The organism is Barrientosiimonas endolithica (assembly GCF_030296655.1).
Classification (GTDB): Bacteria; Actinomycetota; Actinomycetes; order Actinomycetales; family Dermatophilaceae; genus Barrientosiimonas; species Barrientosiimonas humi.
Genome location: NZ_AP027735.1, coordinates 1471497 through 1490097, shown reverse-complemented (window position 1 = coordinate 1490097; position 18601 = coordinate 1471497). Strand labels below are relative to the sequence as shown.

The following is an 18601-nucleotide window of genomic DNA, read 5'->3' as shown; positions in this document are numbered from 1 at the left end:
CTCCTAGAGGTACTGCCCCGTCGAGCCCACCTGGTCGATCGAGCGGCCGGGCTCGGCGCCGTCCTTGCCGGTGATGAGCGTGCGGATGTAGACGATCCGCTCGCCCTTCTTGCCGGAGATGCGCGCCCAGTCGTCGGGGTTGGTGGTGTTGGGCAGGTCCTCGTTCTCCTTGAACTCATCGACGCACGAGCGCAGCAGGTGCTCGACGCGCAGGCCCCTGGAGCCGGTGGTGATCTGGTCCTTGATCGCCATCTTCTTCGCGCGGCCCACGATGTTCTCGATCATCGCGCCGGAGTTGAAGTCCTTGAAGTAGAGGATCTCCTTGTCGCCGCCGGCGTAGGTGACCTCCAGGAAGCGGTTCTCCTCGATCTGGGAGTACATCCGCTCCACGGTCGCCTGGATCATCGCCTCCACGGTCGCCTCGACCGAGCCGCCGTTCTCGGCGACGTCGTCGGCGTGCAGCGGGAGCTCGGTCGTGAGGTACTTGCTGAAGATGTCGCGGGCGCTCTCGGCGTCGGGCCGCTCGATCTTGATCTTCACGTCGAGCCGCCCCGGGCGCAGGATGGCCGGGTCGATCATGTCCTCGCGGTTGGAGGCGCCGATGACGATGACGTTCTCGAGGCGCTCGACGCCGTCGATCTCGGCCAGCAGCTGCGGCACGATCGTGGTCTCGACGTCGGAGCTCACGCCGGACCCGCGGGTGCGGAACAGGCTCTCCATCTCGTCGAAGAACACCACCACGGGCGTGCCGTCGGAGCTCTTCTCCCGAGCCCGCTGGAAGATCAGCCGGATGTGCCGCTCGGTCTCCCCGACGTACTTGTTGAGCAGCTCGGGGCCCTTGATGTTGAGGAAGTAGCTCTGCTGGTCGTCGCGGCCGGTCTTCTCGGCGACCTTGCGCGCGAGGGAGGCCGCGACGGCCTTGGCGATGAGCGTCTTGCCGCAGCCGGGCGGGCCGTAGAGCAGCACACCCTTCGGCGGGCGCAGCTGGTGCTCGCGGAACAGGTCGGCGTGCAGGTAGGGCAGCTCGACCGCGTCGCGGATCTGCTCGATCTGCCCGGCGAGACCACCGATGTCCTCGTAGTGGATGTCGGGCACCTCCTCGAGCACCAGGTCGGCGACCTCGGCCTTGGGGATGCGCTCGTAGACGAACCCGCTGCGGCTGTCGAGCAGCAGCGAGTCGCCGACGCGGATCGTGGACTCCTCGAGGGAGTCGGCGACCCGGCAGATGCGCTCCTCGTCGGCGTGCGCGACCACGAGCACCCGGCCGGAGCCGAGGTGCTCCTTGGCGGTGACCAGCTCGCCGATCTGCTCGAAACCGGCCGTGGCGACGATGTTCAGCGCCTCGTTGAGCATGACCTCACGGCCGGGCGCCATCTGCTCGGTCTCGACCGTGGGGCTCACCGCGACGCGCATCTTGCGCCCGCTGGAGAGGATGTCGGCGGTGACGTCGTCGTGGACGGCCAGCACGATGCCGTACGACGCCGGCGGCTGGGCGAGCCGGTCGACCTCGTTCTTGAGCGTGACGATCTGCTCGCGCGCGTCCTTGAGCGTGCGCACGAGGCGCTCGTTCTGCGACGAGAGCGTGCCCATCGACGACTGCAGCTGCAGCACCTGCTGCTCGAGCTGTCGCTGTCGGGAAGGACCTGCCGCGACCTTGGCCCGCAGGCCCTCCACCTCGTCGCGCAGGCGCTGCTCGGAATCCTCGGTGGCGCTGCCGTCGGCACGCCGCTGGGGCTGCTGCTCCTCGGTCATCGTGGCCTCCTTCTCTGCTTCGACCCTAACTCGCGGATCTGAGAGCGGAAGGCGCGACTCACCCTGTGAGCAGGGCGGATTCAGCCGTCGGCCTCCTCCTCGGAGGGCGCAACACCCGGCCGGGTGGGGCTCGTCTGGGCGGGGCTCTCCTGGGCGGGGCTCTCCTCGGCCGGCGCCAGCGAGCGGGCGAGCTTGCGCACCTTCTTGTCCGACACGGGACGCTCGCCGAAGTCCTCGGGGGTCGCGCCGCCGGCCGACTCCGCCTCGCCCTCGCCGTAGGAGCCCTTGGCCGGGCGACGCTTGCGCAGCGGCGGCGTCACGCCGGGGGCGAGCCGGCGGGTGCTGATGAGGAAGCCGGTGTGCCCGTGCATGCGGTGCTGCGGACGTACGGCCAGGCCCTCGAGGTGCCAGCCGCGCACCATCGACTCCCAGGCGCTCGGCTCGGTGTAGCCGCCGTGGTCGCGCGCGGCCTCGGCGACGCGGGACAGCTGGGTGGCGGTGGCGACGTAGGCGATCAGCACCCCGCCCGGGGCGAGCGCGTCGGCGACGACGTCGAGGCACTCCCACGGCGCGAGCATGTCGAGCACGACCCGGTCGACGGTGCCGGGCTCGACGTGCTGCGGGAGCTGCTCGACCAGGTCGCCGACGGTCACGGTCCACGCCGGGTGGTCGCCGCCGAAGAACTCGCGCACGTTGGCCTTGGCGATGGTCGCGAAGTCGTCGCGGCGCTCGAAGGAGTGCAGCGACCCCTGGTCGCCGACGGCGCGCAGCAACGACATCGACAGTGCGCCCGAGCCGACCCCGGCCTCGACGACCCGCGCCCCCGGGAACACGTCGGCGAAGGTGACGATCTGCCCGGCGTCCTTGGGATAGACGACGGCGGCGCCGCGCGGCATCGACATCACGTAGTCGGACAGCAGCGGACGCAGCGCGAGGTACTCGACCCCCGCGGTGTTGGTGATCGTGGAGCCGTCGGGCGCGCCGATCAGCTCGTCGTGGAGCAGGTAGCCGCGGTGGGTGTGGAACTGCTTGCCCGCGCCGAGGGTGATGGTGTGCAGCCGGCCCTTGGGGTCGGTCAGCTGGACCCGCTCGCCCTCGACGAACGGTCCGCGGCGCAGGGCCGCTCCGGTGGGAGCCTCGCCCCGGGTCTGCTCGGCAGTCATGGGGGCAGAGTCTAGGGACGCGGCTGCTCCGCGTCGGCGCGGGTCAGCGCGGCGCCGAGCCGGGCGGTGGCGACCAGCGCCACCTCGGGCGGCTGGGTCTCGGTCACCACGAGGATCTGCTCCGCCGACGCCGCCTGGACCGCCGCGACCGCAACCGTCACGTCGACGTCGAGGCTCGGCGCGGAGGTGACCCAGCCGGCCGGCTGCGCGACGGCGACCGCCCCCGCCGGGACCTGCGCGCGCTGGGCCGGGTCGACGCCGGCCAGCGCCTGCGGCTCGACGACGCCCCACGGGCCGCGGGCCTGGTTGCCGACCACGACGGCGCCGGGCGGCAGCGCCGCCACCGGTGTCGTGTCGTCGACGACGGTGACGGGCTCGGCGACGTCGCGCAGGCGTACGCGCGCGAGCAGGGCCCGCCCGTGGCCCGCCCGGATGGCCTGGGTCGCGCCGAACCACAGGAAGCTGGCGAGGAACAGCGACCAGACGACCGTGACGAGCGAGGGGCTGCGGCCCTGCAGCAGCGGCAGCACGATCGCCCAGAGCAGCAGGGCGACGGTGACGACGCGACCGCACCAGCCGGCCACGACGGTGCCTGTCGTCTTGGACCCGCTGACCTTCCAGACCAGCGCCTCGACGAGGAATCCGCCGTCGAGCGGGAGCCCGGGCATCAGGTTGAACAGCGCGACGAACCCGTTGCTCCACGCGAGGGCGAGCACGAGCAGGCGGGGTACGCCCTCGGGGACGACCGGGAGCGCCGCCCAGGCGAGCGCGGCGAGCGCGCCGTTGGCCGCCGGCCCGACGACCGCGACCAGGGCCGAGGAGCCGGGGGTGGTGTCGGCGTGGTCGTAGGCCGTGTGCCCGCCCCACAGGTCGGCCACGATCCGCGAGACCCGGTAGCCGCGCAGCTGACCGGTGATCGCGTGCGCGGCCTCGTGCACCAGCACGGACAGCAGGAGCAGGACCGCGTAGAGCGCGGCGACGGCGTACGCGCCCATCCCGAGCTCGGGCAGCGCGCGCTGCAGCGGCGGGCCGAAGAGCAGCACGATGACGACGGCGATGATCGGCCAGCTGGAGCCGAGGTAGACCGGCACGCCACGCAGCGATCCGAGACGCCAGCCGCTGACGCCGGGGTCGGGACTTCGGCTGGGCATGAAAGGAGCGTAGTCGCCGGTGCTGCGCGCTTCCTGAGGCCTCGGGCGCCGGGCTCGGGCTGTCCGTGCCGGCGCCTACCCTTTGCGCATGCCCGCCACCCGCTCCGACCGTGCGACCCCGCCTGCGGGGGCGCTCCCGGAGCCACGCCCGGCGCTGTCGCCGAGCCGGGCGTCCGACTTCCTGCAGTGCCCCCTGCTCTACCGGCTGCGCGTCGTCGACCGGCTGCCCACGCCCCCGTCCCCTGCCGCGGCGCGGGGCACCCTGGTGCACTCGGTACTGGAGCGGGTCTTCGACGCGCCGCCCGCGCAGCGCACGCCGGAGTCGGCCGTCGGCCTGATCCCGCAGGCGTGGCAGGAGATGGTCGAGCGCGACCCCGAGCTCGCCGCGCTGGTCGACGAGAGCGACCGCGAGTCGTGGTTCGCGGCCGCGGGCCGGCTGGTCGAGAAGTGGTTCGGCCTGGAGGACCCCACCCGCCTGGAGCCCGCCCACCGCGAGCACTACGTCGAGGTCGAGCTCGACGGCGTCCGGCTGCGCGGATACATCGACCGGCTCGACGTGGCCTCCACCGGCGAGGTGCGGGTCGTCGACTACAAGACCGGTCGCGCGCCCCACCCGCAGTTCGAGACCCGGGCGCTGTTCCAGATGCGCTTCTACGCCCTGGTGCTGTGGCGCTCCACCGGCGTCGTGCCGCGCATGCTGCAGCTGGTCTACCTCGGCAACGGCGAGCTGGTGCGATACCTGCCCGACGAGGACGACCTGCTCGCCACCGAGCGCAAGGTGCGCGCCGTCTGGTCGGCCATCAGCGCCGCGGCCGAGAGCGGCGACTGGCGCCCCCGCCGCAGCGCGCTGTGCCGCTCGTGCGACTTCCGCGAGCTGTGCCCCGAGTTCGGCGGCACTCCCCGCCGCTGCCGGCGCACTCCGCCCAGCGCGCCGTCGACCCCAAGTGGTCGGGCGAGCCCGAGGTGGTCGTGCAGTGAACAGCGAGTCGGACGACGGGCAGGTGCGGGGTCCGGCCCTGCCGCTGCGGCCGTACGTCCTCGCCAGCTCCGCCGACCTGGCGGCCGAGCGCGCGGTCGGCGCCGACGAGGACGTCCACTTCACCGCCTCGCTGGCCCGGTCCGTGATCGAGGACCTCACCGTCGCCGGCGACCGCGTGCTCGACCCGTTCGCCGGGTTCGGCACGACGCTGCGGGTGGCCACCGAGCTGGGCCGCTCGGCGGTGGGGGTCGAGCTGCTTCCCGAGCGGTGCACCGTCGCCCGCGCGGCCGCGCCCTCCGCCACGGTCGTCGAGGGCGACGCCCGGGGTCTGGACCGCCTCGTGAGCGGTCCGTTCGACCTGGTGCTCACCTCACCGCCGTACCGCACCGAGCGCGACCATCCCGCCGACCCGCTGAGCGCTTACGCCCGCGACCGCGGCGACTACCCGACCTACCTGCGCGAGCTCACCGGCGTCGTGGCGGCGTGCGTGGACCTGCTGGCCGACGGCGGGCACGTGGTGCTCAACGTCGCGAACATCGCTGCGCACCAAGGGTTCACGCCGCTCGCGTGGGACCTCGGCCGCGCCGTGACCTCCGTCGCGCGGGTGGTGCAGGACGTCCCGGTCTGCTGGGACGCGCTGCCCCACGACCTCGCCAGCGACCACCTGATCGTGCTGGCTCGCTCCTGAGCGCAGTTCTTTCACGAGAACACTGTTCCCGCAAACTCACAGACTCGGGCTGCCCGCCTCCCTAGCGTGAGGACCAACGCGCGCGACGGGGGCAAGGAGCGTGCGGACCGAGTTCCAGGAGGGGAACCCCATGCAGTCAGTCATGAAGCTGCGCGCCGGCCTCGTCGCCGTCGCCGCCACCGCCACGCTCGGCGTCGGCGGGCTCGCGGTCGCCACGGCTACCGCCGCGCCCGTCACCCCGGTCGCGCAGGAGACGATCGGCGAGCGGCACCCGAACTGTGAAGGACTGATCAAGAGCCTCCGTCCCGGCTCGACGATCCCTGAAAGTGGTGAGGTCTGGATCAAGTCCGGCCAGAACCACTACAACATCGGATACCAGGAGGCTGGCTGGCCGATCCCTCGGTCGTACGACATCCCCGGTGACAAGACGCGCGACGTGTCGCATGTGGATGTCTGCCCGACCACACCGACCACCACCACGACGACGTCCACGTCGACCACGACCTCGACGAGCACGTCGACGTCCACCTCGACCAGCACCTCGACGAGCACCAGCCCGACCAGCTCGCCGACGTCACCGTGCACCTGCGAGCCGACGGAGACCCGGACCGGAACCCACACGCCCACCGGCACGGAGACCCCCACCGGGACGGAGACCCCGACGGGAACCCACACCCCCACGGGCACCGGGACGCACACCCCGACCGGCACCGGCACGGGCACGCCGCCCATGCCGACCGGAACCGACACCCCGACCGGCATGCCGCCGGCCCCGGGTGAGCCCAGCGGCCCGATCGTCAGCACCGGCGTCGTCGGCGACGGCCCGAACGCTGCCGCGCTCGCCGCCGCTGGCATCGCCACCGCTGGCGCAGTCACCGGCGCCGGAGTCTTCCTGCGTCGTCGCCTCACCGACGAGGGCTGAGCCGGGACCCGGCGTGAGGGGCTGATGCCCTGAAGCGCCCTGCAGCTCCTGCGCCTACCCCCGTCCGGCGCAGTCTGCAGCAGCAGGACGGACCCGCCTGGTCGCGAGGATCACCCGATCCCCGCGACCGGGCGGCCCGTGCCGGACCGACACCGTCCAGCCGTCCGTCGAACACCGCCAGACCGGCCCCCAGCCAGGCCCCCGGCCCCGAGGACTGCACCCCCAGCGTGGACGTACCTCCCGCCTGATCTTTCACTTTCCGCCACTTCCCGAAAACTCCCAGCCTTCCGAGCCGCGGCCCGCATAGCGTGCAGGCAGCGCGTGTCCTGCGGGGGAATTTCGGCAGCGCGCGTCCGGAAGTTCAACCAGGGAGGGAACACCCATGCAGTCACTCGTGAAGCCGCGCTTCGCACTCGCCACCGCGGGCGCCATCGCCTGCCTCGGCATCGGCAGCCTGGCGTCGGCCAGCGCCGACCCGACCGAGGGGCCCGACCCCTCGGCGACCACGACCGCCACCAGCACCGAGACCGCCACCGCGACCGGCCCGGCCGGCAACAACGGCACGCTCAAGGTGCACGAGCTCGGCACGCCCGCCGGCACCGAGAGCAACGACCCGAAGAGCTGCGCGTTCAACCTCGAGGGCTTCGGCTTCGACCCGAACCAGTCCGGCTCGATCGAGATCGTGCCGCAGGGCGGCGACAGCGACACCGAGGACTCGGTCTCGCTGAGCATCACCACCGACGAGAACGGCGTGGGCTCGACGGTCTACATCAACGCCGACCCCGAGGGCGAGGACGACGGTCTGACCCTCGACAACGGCCACTACAAGGTCACGATGTACGACGCCGACGGCAACGAGATCAAGGTCAAGTCCAAGGTCTTCAAGCTCGACTGCGAGCCGACCACGCCGGAGCCGACCGAGACCCCGGAGCCCACCGAGACGCCCGAGCCGACCGACACGCCCGAGCCGACGGACACCCCGGAGCCCACCGACACCCCGGAGCCCACGGACACCCCGACGGGCACCGAGACCAGCACCCACCCGCCGACCGGCACCAACCCCGGTCAGCCCACCGGCCCGGTCGTCAGCACCGGTGTCGTCGGTGAGGGCCCCAGCGGTGCCGCGCTCGCTGCCGGCGGGATCGCCACCCTCACCGCGATCACCGGCGCCGGGGTCTTCCTGCGTCGCCGGCTGAGCGACGAGGGCTGAGCCACAACGGTTGGGCCGGCGCAGCCGAGCCCACCCGGGTGAGCCGGTGAGCTGAGCCAGCCGATGCCGGCTCGGCCTCCGGCCACCCAGACCGCCCGGTCGAGCGGACCACGCGTCCGCCCGGCCGGGCGGTCTGCTGTGCGGCGGGCGAGCCTGCGCCTCGCCCGCCTCGCGGTCTGCTGTGAGTCATCCGCTGTCCGCCATATGAGGACACCGCCGTCACCACCACGGCCGGTGAGGTAGCGTCGCCCACGTCGGCTCCGAGAGCCGGCACAGCAAGTGAATGTCCCTCGCGGGAGTCCGGCGCACCGGGCTGAGAGGGGGCTGATGCGGCCCCGACCGTCCAACTTGATCCGGGTCATGCCGGCGCAAGGAGCAGTGGTCGATGAGACGCACACCGCATTCCCTTGTCGCAGACCCGCCGACCCCGGCGGGCGCCGTGGCGTGCCGCCGCAAGGAGGCGCACCACCATGTCGACACCATCCCCCACCGACGCCACCACCGATCGCCGCACCCGGCCTGCCGGGCCGGAGACCACCGATGCCGCCCCCGGCCGGCGCAAGGTCCACGAGACCGGTCCTGACGGTCTCGCGGTGCCCCGCACCGAGGTGACCCTGTCGGACTCCCCCGGCACCGGCGAGACCAACGCCCCGTTCCGGCTCTACGACACCTCCGGCCCCGGCTCCACGCCCGAGGTCGGGCTGCCCGCCCACCGCGCGGAGTGGATCCGCGCACGGGAGGACGTGGAGTCGTACGCCGGTCGTCCCCGCGACCTCGCCGACGACGGGCGCGGCGCGCAACGGCGTGGCGCCGCGAGTCAGGAGTGGCAGGGCGAACGGCGAGAACCGTTGCGTGCCAAGCCTTCTCGCCGCGTGACGCAGATGCACTACGCCCGGCGCGGCATCGTCACGCCCGAGATGCGCTTCGTCGCGGCGCGCGAGCAGTGCGACGTCGAGCTGGTGCGCCAGGAGGTTGCCGAGGGACGCGCGATCATCCCGGCCAACATCAACCACCCCGAGACCGAGCCGATGATCATCGGCCGCAGGTTCCTGGTGAAGGTCAACGCCAACATCGGCAACTCCGCGGTGACCAGCTCGATCGCCGAGGAGGTCGACAAGCTGACCTGGGCCACCACGTGGGGAGCCGACACCGTCATGGACCTCTCGACCGGCGACGACATCCACACGACCCGCGAGTGGATCGTGCGCAACTCCCCCGTGCCGATCGGCACCGTCCCGATCTACCAGGCGCTGGAGAAGGTCGACGGCAACGCAGAGGACCTCACCTGGGAGGTCTACCGCGACACGGTCATCGAGCAGTGCGAGCAGGGCGTCGACTACATGACCGTGCACGCCGGCGTGCTGCTGCGCTACGTCCCGCTCACCGTCAACCGGGTCACCGGCATCGTCAGCCGCGGCGGCTCGATCATGGCCGGCTGGATGCTCGCCCACCACGAGGAGAGCTTCCTCTACACCCACTTCGACGAGCTGTGCGAGATCTTCGCGCAGTACGACGTCGCGTTCAGCCTCGGCGACGGGCTGCGCCCCGGCAGCACCGCCGACGCCAACGACGAGGCCCAGCTGTCCGAGCTGCGCACCCTCGCCGAGCTGACCCAGCGCGCCTGGGAGCACGACGTGCAGGTGATGGTCGAGGGGCCGGGGCACGTGCCGCTGCACCTGGTCGAGGAGAACGTACGCCTGGAGCAGGACTGGTGCCACGGCGCGCCGTTCTACACGCTCGGCCCGCTGGTCACCGACATCGCCCCGGGGTATGACCACATCACCTCGGCCATCGGCGCGGCCACGATCGCGATGCACGGCACCGCCATGCTGTGCTACGTCACGCCGAAGGAGCACCTCGGGCTGCCCGACCGCGACGACGTGAAGACGGGCGTGATCACCTACAAGCTCGCCGCGCACGCCGCCGACGTCGCCAAGGGCCACCCGGGCGCGCGGGCGTGGGACGACGCGCTGTCGAAGGCCCGGTTCGAGTTCCGCTGGGAGGACCAGTTCAACCTCTCGCTCGACCCCGACACCGCCCGCTCGATGCACGACGAGACGCTGCCGGCGGACGCGGCCAAGACGGCGCACTTCTGCTCGATGTGCGGCCCGAAGTTCTGCAGCATGCGGATCAGTCAGGACGTGCGCGACCGGTTCGCCCAGGACGGCATGCGGCAGATGAGCGAGACGTTCGTCGAGCTCGGCTCCACGGTGTACGTCGACGCCGAGTCCGCGCGACCCGCACCGAGCGCGTGACCGGGCTCAGCGCGTAACCGGGCTCAGCGCTCGGCCGGGGCGGTGGCGGTCGCGACCAGACGGGCAAGACCCTGCGGGGTCACCCCGTCCAGCGTCGTGACCTGCACCGCCCCGGCCAGCGCCGGCACCGGCACCACGTGCGGGACCGCGACGGTGGGCACGCCGGCGGCGACGGCCGAGCGTACGCCCGGCGGCGAGTCCTCCAGCGCGATGCAGTCGCGCGGGTCGACCCCAGCCGCTCGGCCGCGGTGAGGTAGGGCTCGGGGTGCGGCTTGCCGTGCGTCACCGCGTCGCCCGTGACCACGGTCGCGAAGGTCCCCGCGGGCAGCACGTCGAGCAGCACCTGCGCGAACCGGACGTACGACATCGTCACCAGCGCGCACGGGATCCCTTCTGCCACAAGGGATTCCAGCAGCTCGCGCGCTCCCGGCCGCCACGGCACGTGGCGGCGCATCTCGGCGACGACCAGTCCCAGCAGGTGGTCGACGATCTGCTCCGGCGTCAGCTCGACCGGGCTGTTGTCGCGGATGATCGTGGCCGACACCAGCAGCGGGTTGCCGACGCAACGGTGCGCCAGCTCGTCGCTCCAGGTGCCGCCGTAGCTCTCGACCAGCGCTCGCTCGGCCCCGATCCAGAACGGTTCGGTGTCGACGAGCGTGCCGTCCATGTCCCACAGCACGGCCGCGGGTGTGCGGGGGTCTCGATACGGCTCGTTCCTCGCCTACTCGACCGGCGTGTGGTCATCAGTCCTCGGGCTCGTATCCGAGGTTGGGCGCGAGCCACTTCTCGGTCTGCGCCAGCGTCCAGCCCTTGCGCTCGGCGTAGGCCTCGACCTGGTCGCGACCGAGCCGGCCGACCACGAAGTACTGCGACTGCGGGTGGGAGAAGTACCAGCCGCTGACCGCGGCGCCCGGCCACATCGCCATCGATTCGGTGAGCTCGATCTGGGTCTGCTCCTGCACGTCGAGCAGCTGCCAGAGCAGCTCCTTCTCGGTGTGGTCGGGGCAGGCGGGGTATCCCGGCGCGGGGCGGATGCCGCGGTAGTCCTCGGCGATGAGCTCCTCGTTGCTCAGCCGCTCGTCGGAGGCGAACCCCCACAGCTCGCGGCGCACCCGCTCGTGCATCCGCTCGGCGAACGCCTCGGCCAGCCGGTCGGCGAGCGACTCCAGCAGGATCCCGCTGTAGTCGTCGAGCTGCTCCTTGAACTCGGCGATCTTCTCCGACGCGCCGAGCCCGGCGGTGACCGCGAACGCCCCGACGTAGTCGCGCAGGCCGCTGTCCTTCGGGGCGACGAAGTCGGCGAGCGAACGGTTCGGGATGCCTTCGCGGTGCTGCCCCTGCTGGCGCAGGTGGTGCAGGGTCGTGCGCACCTCGGTGCGCGACTCGTCGGTGTAGATCTCGATGTCGTCACCGACCGCGTTGGCCGGGAACAGACCGATCACGGCGTTGGCCCGCAACCACTTCTCCTCGACGAGCCGGTCGAGCATGCGGCGCGCGTCGTCGTACAGCTTGCGGGCGGCGTCGCCGGACGCGGGGTTGTTGAGGATGTCGGGGAACTTGCCCTTCATCTCCCACGCGTTGAAGAACGGCTGCCAGTCGATGTAGTCGACCAGCTCGGCCAGCGGGTAGTCGTGCCAGGTGCGGGTGTACGCCGTCGGCTCGTGCGTGGGTCGCGGCCCCTCGTGGAAGTCGCGCTCCTGCTGGGCGAGCAGGTGCGGCCGGAACGGGCGGTAGTCCTCCCACTCGATCGGCGTGCGCCGCTCGCGCGCGTCGTCGTAGGACAGCAGCGGCCGGTCGTTCTTCTTGGCCGCGTGGCGGGTGCGCAGCGAGTCGTACTCGCCCCTGAGCTGCTCCAGCAGCGCCGGCCGGCGCTCGTCGGACAGCAGCGTGGAGACCGTCGGCACCGAGCGCGAGGCGTCCTTGACCCACACGACCGGGCCGCTGTACTTCGGCTCGACGCGCACCGCGGTGTGCGCCTTGGACGTGGTCGCGCCGCCGAGCAGCAGCGGCATCGACAGGCCCTGGCGCTCCATCTCCTCGGCGAAGCCGACCATCTCGTCCAGCGAGGGGGTGATCAGCCCGGACAGCCCGATGATGTCGGCGTCGTGCTCCTTGGCCGCGTCGAGGATCTTCTGCGCCGGCACCATGACGCCGAGGTCGATGACCTCGTAGTTGTTGCACTGCAGCACGACGCCCACGATGTTCTTGCCGATGTCGTGCACGTCGCCCTTGACCGTCGCCATGACGACGGTGCCCTTGGCCTTCTGGCCGGCGGTGCCGGTGCGCTCCTTCTCGGCCTCGATGTAGGGGATGAGGTAGGCGACGGCCTTCTTCATCACCCGCGCCGACTTCACGACCTGCGGGAGGAACATCTTGCCGGCGCCGAACAGGTCGCCGACCACGCCCATCCCGTCCATGAGCGGGCCCTCGATGACGGTCAGCGGCGGCTCGCCGGCCTCCTCGAGCTCGGCCCGCATGATCTCGGTGTCGGCCTCGATGTGCTCGTCGATGCCCTTCACCAGCGCGTGCGTGATCCGCTCGCGCACCGGCAGGTCGCGCCAGGCGTCCTGCTGCTGCTCGGCCTGCTCGTCGCCGCTGGTGTTGAACCGGTCGGCGATCTCCAGCAGCCGCTCGGTCGAGTCGGGTCGCCGGTTGAGCACGACGTCCTCGATGCGCTCGCGCAGCTCGGGGTCGATCTCGTCGTAGACCACCAGCGCGCCGGCGTTGACGATGCCCATGTCCATGCCGGCCTGGATGGCGTGGAACAGGAAGACCGCGTGGATCGCCTCGCGCACCGGGTTGTTGCCGCGGAAGCTGAACGACACGTTCGAGACGCCGCCGGAGATCAGCGCGCCCGGCAGGTTCTGCTTGATCCACCGGGTGCCCTCGATGAAGTCGACGCCGTAGTTCGCGTGCTCCTCGATGCCCGTCGCGACGGCGAAGATGTTGGGGTCGAAGATGATGTCCTCGGCAGGGAAGCCGACCTCCTCGACGAGCAGCTCGTACGCCTTCGCGCAGATCTCCTTGCGCCGCTCCAGGGTGTCGGCCTGGCCCTGCTCGTCGAACGCCATGACCACGATCGCCGCGCCGTACTTGCGGCACAGGCGCGCGTGCTCGAGGAACGGCTCGACGCCCTCCTTCATCGAGATGGAGTTGACGATCGACTTGCCCTGCACGCACTTCAGGCCGGCCTCGATGACTTCCCACTTGGAGGAGTCGACCATCACGGGCACGCGGCAGATGTCGGGCTCGCTCGCGATCAGCTTGCAGAAGCGGTCCATCGCCTCCACGCCGTCGATCATGCCCTCGTCCATGTTGACGTCGATGACCTGCGCGCCGGCCTCGACCTGCTGGCGGGCGACGTTGAGCGCCGTGGGGTAGTCGCCCTCCTTGATCAGCCGCCGGAAGCGGGCCGACCCGGTGATGTTGGTGCGCTCCCCCACGTTGACGAACAGCGAGTCCTCGTCGATGGTCAGCGGCTCCAGCCCGGACAGCCGGCAGGCCGAGGCGACCGTCTCGGGCTTGCGCGGCGCGTGCTGCTCGGCCCGCCGCGCGATCTCGGCGATGTGGTCGGGCGCGGTGCCGCAGCACCCGCCGAGCAGGTTGACCAACCCGTCGCGGGCGAAGCCCTCGACGACGTCGCCCATCTGCTGGGCCGTCTCGTCGTACTCGCCGAACGCGTTGGGCAGGCCGGCGTTGGGGTAGCACGAGACGAAGGTGTCGGCGACGCGGGCCAGCTCGGCGACGTACGGGCGCATGTCCTCGGCACCCAGCGCGCAGTTCAGGCCGATCGCGAGCGGCCGCGCGTGGCGGACGCTGTTCCAGAACGCCTCGGTCGTCTGGCCCGACAGGGTGCGGCCGGAGGCGTCGGTGATGGTGCCGGAGATGACGACCGGCCAGCGGCGCCCGGCCTCCTCGAAGAGGGTCTCGAGCGCGAAGATCGCCGCCTTGGCGTTGAGCGTGTCGAAGATCGTCTCGATCACGAGCAGGTCGGCCCCGCCGTCGACCAGGCCGCGGGCCTGCTCCAGGTAGGCGGCCACCAGCTCGTCGAACGAGACGTTGCGCTTGCCGGGGTCGTTGACGTCGGGCGAGATCGACGCGGTGCGGTTGGTCGGGCCGAGCGACCCGGCGACGAACCGCGGGCGGTCGGGCGTGCTCGCCGTCATCTCGTCGGCGGCCTCGCGGGCCAGGCGAGCCGAGGCGAGGTTGAGCTCGTAGGACAGCTCCTCCATGCCGTAGTCGGCCATCGAGATGACCTGGGCGTTGAAGGTGTTGGTGCCGATGATGTCCGAGCCGGCCTCGAGGTAGTCGCGGTGGATCGCGCGGACGAGGTCGGGCTGGGTGAGCGACAGCAGGTCGTTGTTGCCGCGCAGGTCGGAGGGCCAGTCGGCGAAGCGCTCGCCGCGGTAGTCCTCCTCGGACAGCTTGTGCCGCTGGATCATCGTGCCCATCGCGCCGTCGAGCACGAGGATGCGCCGACCGAGCAGCTCGCGCAGCTCGTCGGTGCGGTCGGGCTGGCGGGACGCCTGGTCGGGCGACTGGCTGTCGGGCGACTGGCTCGCCGCCCCAGGGGGCGTCGCGGCGTCGGTCGCGGTGGGGGTCGCGGTGGGCAAGAAGACCTCCGGCTCGGGGACCCCGCCATGCTACGAGGCGCGCCGCCGCGGTTGCCGCACGGACCACGGGTCGGATCGGCCTAGGGTGGTGCCCTGCACCGCTCACCCGAGGAGGACGCCCGCCGTGATCCAGCTGGAGGACCTGCCCGAGCTGCGGGACCCGATCATGATCGCGGCGTTCGAGGGGTGGAACGACGCCGGCGAGACCGCCTCCGCGACGCTCACCCACCTGGCCCGCACCTGGGGTGCCGAGCCCGTGGCCGCGCTCGACCCGGAGGACTACTACGACTTCCAGGTCAACCGGCCGCGCACCGTCCAGGAGGGCGGCGAGCGCAAGGTCCGCTGGCCCACGACGCGCATCCTGCTGGCCCAGGACACCCCGCTCGACCGTGACGTGCTGCTGGTGCAGGGCATCGAGCCGTCGATGCGGTGGATGACCTACACCCAGGAGCTCATCGACCTGGCGACCGAGTGCGAGGTCGGCACGCTCATCACCCTCGGCGGACTGCTCGCCGACGTGCCGCACACCCGGCCCATCCCGGTGACGGTGACCTCCGAGCACGAGGAGACCCGGCAGCGCTACGACCTCGAGGCGAGCCAGTACGAAGGCCCCACCGGCATCGTCGGCGTCGTCGTCGACGCCGCGCACCAGGCCGGGCTGGCCACGCTGTCGTGCTGGGCCGCGGTGCCGCACTACGCCGGTGGCAGCCCCTCGCCCAAGGCGACCCTGGCGCTGCTCACCCGGCTCGAGGAGCTGTTCGACACGCTCATCGGTCACGACGATCTCCCCGAGCAGGCGCGCGCGTGGGAGCACGGCGTCGACGAGCTGGCGCAGTCCGACGAGGAGGTCGCGGAGTACGTCCAGTCGCTCGAGCAGGCGCAGGACACCACCGAGCTGCCCGAGGCCAGCGGCGACGCGATCGCGCGCGAGTTCGAGCGATATCTGCGGCGGCGGGACGACGACCACGGCTGAACCGCCTCAGCCGAGCGCCGGCAGCTCGTCCGGGTGCGGCCCGTCGTCCGCGGCCGGCAGCCGCCCGGCACCGATCAGCACCGCTCTTGTGTCGTCCCACGTGGGCGGCGTGGGCACCGACAGCAGCGCGTCGACCGTTGCCCGGGCCAGCCGCAGGGCCGTGGGCGCCGGCGGGTCGTCGAGGCGCAGGTCGAGGTGGTGGACGGCGTGCTCGACCGCCCAGCTCGCGGCGAAGTCACCGGCGGTGAACGTCTGCCCCTGCCAGGTGACGTGCCGGTCGTCGAGCGCCACGGCCCCGGTGCGCACGGCCCCGAGCACGTCGCGCAGGTGCGCCCGCACCGAGTCCGGCCGCCGATAGCTCATCGCGCGGCGCCGCTGCGCCATCAGCTCCTCCACCGGGTCGTCGTCACTCGTGAGCTGCGCGTAGGACCGCCAGTAGCTCGCCGCGTCGACCGTCGGGCGATCGTCGCCGCGGCTCGCGAGGCCCATCAGGATCTCGGTGCCGCCGAACACCAGGTGCGTGACGACGTCGAGGCGTGACCAGCCGTGACACCGCGACGGGGTGAACAGGTCGTACTCGCTCAGGCCGTCGATCACCTCCATCAGGCTGTCGATCGAGTCCACGAGCGCCATACGCCCGGTGTCGATGTCGATGGTGAGTGCCATGGCACGACGCTAGGCCCGGCCACCGACAGGGCCACCCCGCACAGACCTCCCCTGCGCCGCCCGGGATGTTCGGCAGCCTGTCCGAACCATGCGGACACCCACCTGGCTCGGGAGCGACGCAAGACCGAGGCCGCTGCTGCCGGGCGCTGTCCGAACCATGCGGACAGCCGGGCAAGTCCGCGGGTCGACAGGCCCCGTATGACTCTTTCGGGGGCTTGTCGGTGGTCGCACCTAGCCTTCGAACAGACGTACGGAACGCGGCGCCGTCACTGCACGACAAGGGGTCTCGGGGGCAGCGCCGGCGCAGACAGGGGAAGGTGCGATGAGCGTTCAGGACCTGGTCGACACGGTCGAGCCGAGCTTCGTGCTGCCGGCGCGGGTGGTGTCGCTCGACGGGCTGCCCGACCACGTCGTCGACTGGCTGGTCCAGGCGATCGACGCGATCGCCGAGCGCCCGGCGGCGAGCGACGCGGACGCCACGCGAGGTGGGGTCGGTGCGCGCGACGGCGCCGGCCCGCCGAGCCGGCGCATCCTCCCCCGATTCAACCCGCTGCACGGGCCGACGGTGGTGGCGGGCGGGCCCGACCCGCTCGACGACCCGACCGAGGCGCGCAGGGCTGCCGGACAGCTCATCCGGGTCGCGCGCGGCGTGCAGTCCTGGGCCGAGTCGATCGAGCTCGAGGGCACGCGGCGCCTGCTCGCCGCGGTCGAGTGCGATCCCGATCTCGACCTGGGGCAACGCGATCCGACGTCCCGCAGGAAGGCGCGCGGCGCCCTGGCGCGGACCGCCGTCGCCACCGAGCTGCAGCTGCTGACGGGGCTGCCCATCACCCAGTGCCGCGAGCGGGTGGCGCTGGCGTCGGCGACCGACGAGCGGGCGGGATACCTGCGCGCCCGGGTCGCGAGCGGCACCACCACGCTGCACCGCGCGAGCACGGTCCTGAAGGAGACCAAGCACCTCGACCCGCTCACGGCGGACCAGGTCGCCCGCTCGACCCTGCGGCCCATCGACGGGACCGCGACCGACGCCACGGATCCCCGGGTGGGAGGGCACCGCACGTTCCCGCGGTTCTCCACCACGGACCCCGGCCCCACCGAGTGCCCAACCGAGTGCCCCGACGACCGCCCCGGTGACCGCGCCGGGCACGCGAACGAGGGCGTACCCGACGGATTCGCCTCGGAGACAGCGGCTCTCGTCGAGCTTGGCGGCGTCTCGCAGGACACGTTCCGCAAGCGGCTGGCGCGGTCGGTGGCCTCGGCGTTGCCGCCCGACCGCGACGCGGAGCGGGTGCAGGCGCAGGCTCGCTCCCGACGTGAGGTGAAGGTGTCGCCCGGCGACCACGGCATGGCCTACCTCGACCTCAGCGCCGAGGCCGACCGGGTGTTCGCGGCGCACGAGCGCATCGATCGTCTCGCCCGCACCGCCCGCCAGGCCGGCGACCCGCGCACCCTGGCACAGCTGCGCTCCGACCTCGCCACCGACCTGCTCGTCCACGGCACGGTGCCCGACGACCAGCTGCTGGGTGACGCGCCGCCGGGGCGGGTGCACGTGGTGGTCTCGCTGTCCACGCTGCTCGGCCTCGACGACCGCGTCGCCGAGGCGCCGGGTCGGGGATTCCTCACCGCCGCGCAGGTGCGCCGCGTCGCCGTGCAAGCAGGGTCCACGTTGCGCCGCATCGTCACCGATCCGGCGTCCGGCACGGCGATCGAGACGACGCGCAGCTACGTCCCGACGCGGGCCATGCGTGAGTACGTCATCGCCCGTGACGGCCGGTGCCGCGCCCCCGGGTGCGAGTACTCCGCCGTGGGTGCCGACCTGGACCATGTCCGCGAGTGGCAGGCCGGCGCCGAACGCCCGGCCGATGGCGCGACCCACCCCGACAACCTGATCGCGCTGCACCGCGGCCACCACAACCCCAAGACGCGGCGGTGGTGGACGGTCACGCCCGGCCCGGCCGGTGAGCTGCGCTGGAAAACTCTTACAGGACAAGAGGTTTCGACGCATCCGGCGCGCTATGACGACCCGGCCGACACGGCAGTGCCCGGGGCGCAGATCTCACGGCTGGAGGCCGGCCTTGCCGGGTTGATCGAAGGCGTCCAGGACCCGGCGCCGCTCACCGCCGAGGAGGTGCCGGGCGGGGGCCGGCGGCGGCTCGACCCGTGGCGGCGTCGGAGGCGCGGGCGGCAGGGTGCGGCGCGGCGCAACGCGCCGCAGTCGTGAGGGCTCTG

12 protein-coding genes, 1 pseudogene and 1 riboswitch are annotated in these 18601 nt (G+C 72.1%); of the genes and pseudogenes, 7 read left to right on the top strand and 6 right to left on the bottom strand.

Annotated elements, in window-relative coordinates; all coding sequences use genetic code 11:
- Window positions 1-3 precede the first annotated feature (3 nt).
- From arc to QUE40_RS07490, 3 genes are all read right to left on the bottom strand, one after another.
- The gene (gene arc, locus QUE40_RS07500) at window positions 4-1752 is read right to left on the bottom strand and encodes a proteasome ATPase (protein WP_142005111.1); all 1749 of its coding nucleotides are present in this window, start codon (window positions 1750-1752) and stop codon (window positions 4-6) included.
- A gap of 80 nt (window positions 1753-1832) precedes the next feature.
- Window positions 1833-2915 carry a tRNA (adenine-N1)-methyltransferase gene (locus QUE40_RS07495; protein WP_289232767.1) on the bottom strand — a complete coding sequence of 361 codons (1083 nt, stop codon included), beginning with the start codon at window positions 2913-2915 and terminating at the stop codon, window positions 1833-1835.
- Between the two features lie 11 nt (window positions 2916-2926).
- Complete coding sequence (locus QUE40_RS07490) at window positions 2927-4066, bottom strand: site-2 protease family protein (RefSeq protein ID WP_142005109.1); 1140 nt, start codon at window positions 4064-4066, stop codon at window positions 2927-2929.
- An 88-nt stretch (window positions 4067-4154) separates the two neighbouring features.
- On the opposite strand from QUE40_RS07490, the pseudogene QUE40_RS07485 reads away from it, so the two are divergent.
- From QUE40_RS07485 to thiC, 5 genes and pseudogenes are all read left to right on the top strand, one after another.
- Window positions 4155-4889: pseudogene (locus QUE40_RS07485) on the top strand (RecB family exonuclease); the annotation flags it as partial.
- Between the two features lie 151 nt (window positions 4890-5040).
- The gene (locus QUE40_RS07480; protein ID WP_170206792.1) at window positions 5041-5733 is read left to right on the top strand and encodes a TRM11 family SAM-dependent methyltransferase; all 693 of its coding nucleotides are present in this window, start codon (window positions 5041-5043) and stop codon (window positions 5731-5733) included.
- Between the two features lie 130 nt (window positions 5734-5863).
- Window positions 5864-6655 (top strand): hypothetical protein, encoded by a 792-nt coding sequence (locus QUE40_RS07475; RefSeq protein ID WP_142005106.1) that lies wholly within the window; start codon window positions 5864-5866, stop codon window positions 6653-6655.
- A 382-nt stretch (window positions 6656-7037) separates the two neighbouring features.
- The gene (locus QUE40_RS07470; RefSeq protein ID WP_236022297.1) at window positions 7038-7865 is read left to right on the top strand and encodes a hypothetical protein; all 828 of its coding nucleotides are present in this window, start codon (window positions 7038-7040) and stop codon (window positions 7863-7865) included.
- 282 nt (window positions 7866-8147) lie between these two features.
- A riboswitch (TPP riboswitch) is annotated at window positions 8148-8258 on the top strand.
- A gap of 77 nt (window positions 8259-8335) precedes the next feature.
- On the top strand, window positions 8336-10120 hold the full coding sequence (thiC, locus tag QUE40_RS07465; protein ID WP_142005105.1) for a phosphomethylpyrimidine synthase ThiC: 1785 nt from the start codon (window positions 8336-8338) through the stop codon (window positions 10118-10120).
- 79 nt (window positions 10121-10199) lie between these two features.
- On the opposite strand, the gene QUE40_RS07460 is transcribed toward thiC, so the two are convergent.
- Entirely contained in the window at window positions 10200-10799 is a 600-nt protein-coding gene (locus tag QUE40_RS07460; protein ID WP_433997052.1) for an HAD family hydrolase, read from the bottom strand.
- 64 nt (window positions 10800-10863) lie between these two features.
- Window positions 10864-14616 carry a methionine synthase gene (gene metH, locus QUE40_RS07455; RefSeq protein ID WP_289233036.1) on the bottom strand — a complete coding sequence of 1251 codons (3753 nt, stop codon included), beginning with the start codon at window positions 14614-14616 and terminating at the stop codon, window positions 10864-10866.
- 241 nt (window positions 14617-14857) lie between these two features.
- Here metH and QUE40_RS07450 point away from each other — a divergent pair, with 241 nt between their 5' ends.
- Window positions 14858-15706 (top strand): PAC2 family protein, encoded by an 849-nt coding sequence (locus tag QUE40_RS07450; RefSeq protein WP_142005102.1) that lies wholly within the window; start codon window positions 14858-14860, stop codon window positions 15704-15706.
- 6 nt (window positions 15707-15712) lie between these two features.
- Here the strand turns inward: QUE40_RS07450 and QUE40_RS07445 are convergent, their stop codons facing one another.
- Entirely contained in the window at window positions 15713-16372 is a 660-nt protein-coding gene (locus QUE40_RS07445) for a maleylpyruvate isomerase N-terminal domain-containing protein (RefSeq protein ID WP_289232766.1), read from the bottom strand.
- 322 nt (window positions 16373-16694) lie between these two features.
- Here QUE40_RS07445 and QUE40_RS07440 point away from each other — a divergent pair, with 322 nt between their 5' ends.
- Window positions 16695-18593 (top strand): HNH endonuclease signature motif containing protein, encoded by a 1899-nt coding sequence (locus tag QUE40_RS07440; protein ID WP_289232765.1) that lies wholly within the window; start codon window positions 16695-16697, stop codon window positions 18591-18593.
- Window positions 18594-18601: the final 8 nt, after the last annotated feature.

Coding starts and splice junctions, on each gene's coding strand:
- QUE40_RS07445 (WP_289232766.1), bottom strand. CDS start 16,372: ATGGCACTCACCATCGACATCGACACCGGGCGTATGGCGCTCGTGGAC.
- QUE40_RS07490 (WP_142005109.1), bottom strand. CDS start 4,066: ATGCCCAGCCGAAGTCCCGACCCCGGCGTCAGCGGCTGGCGTCTCGGA.
- thiC (WP_142005105.1), top strand. CDS start 8,336: ATGTCGACACCATCCCCCACCGACGCCACCACCGATCGCCGCACCCGG.
- QUE40_RS07440 (WP_289232765.1), top strand. CDS start 16,695: ATGAGCGTTCAGGACCTGGTCGACACGGTCGAGCCGAGCTTCGTGCTG.
- QUE40_RS07475 (WP_142005106.1), top strand. CDS start 5,864: ATGCAGTCAGTCATGAAGCTGCGCGCCGGCCTCGTCGCCGTCGCCGCC.
- QUE40_RS07495 (WP_289232767.1), bottom strand. CDS start 2,915: ATGACTGCCGAGCAGACCCGGGGCGAGGCTCCCACCGGAGCGGCCCTG.
- arc (WP_142005111.1), bottom strand. CDS start 1,752: ATGACCGAGGAGCAGCAGCCCCAGCGGCGTGCCGACGGCAGCGCCACC.
- QUE40_RS07470 (WP_236022297.1), top strand. CDS start 7,038: ATGCAGTCACTCGTGAAGCCGCGCTTCGCACTCGCCACCGCGGGCGCC.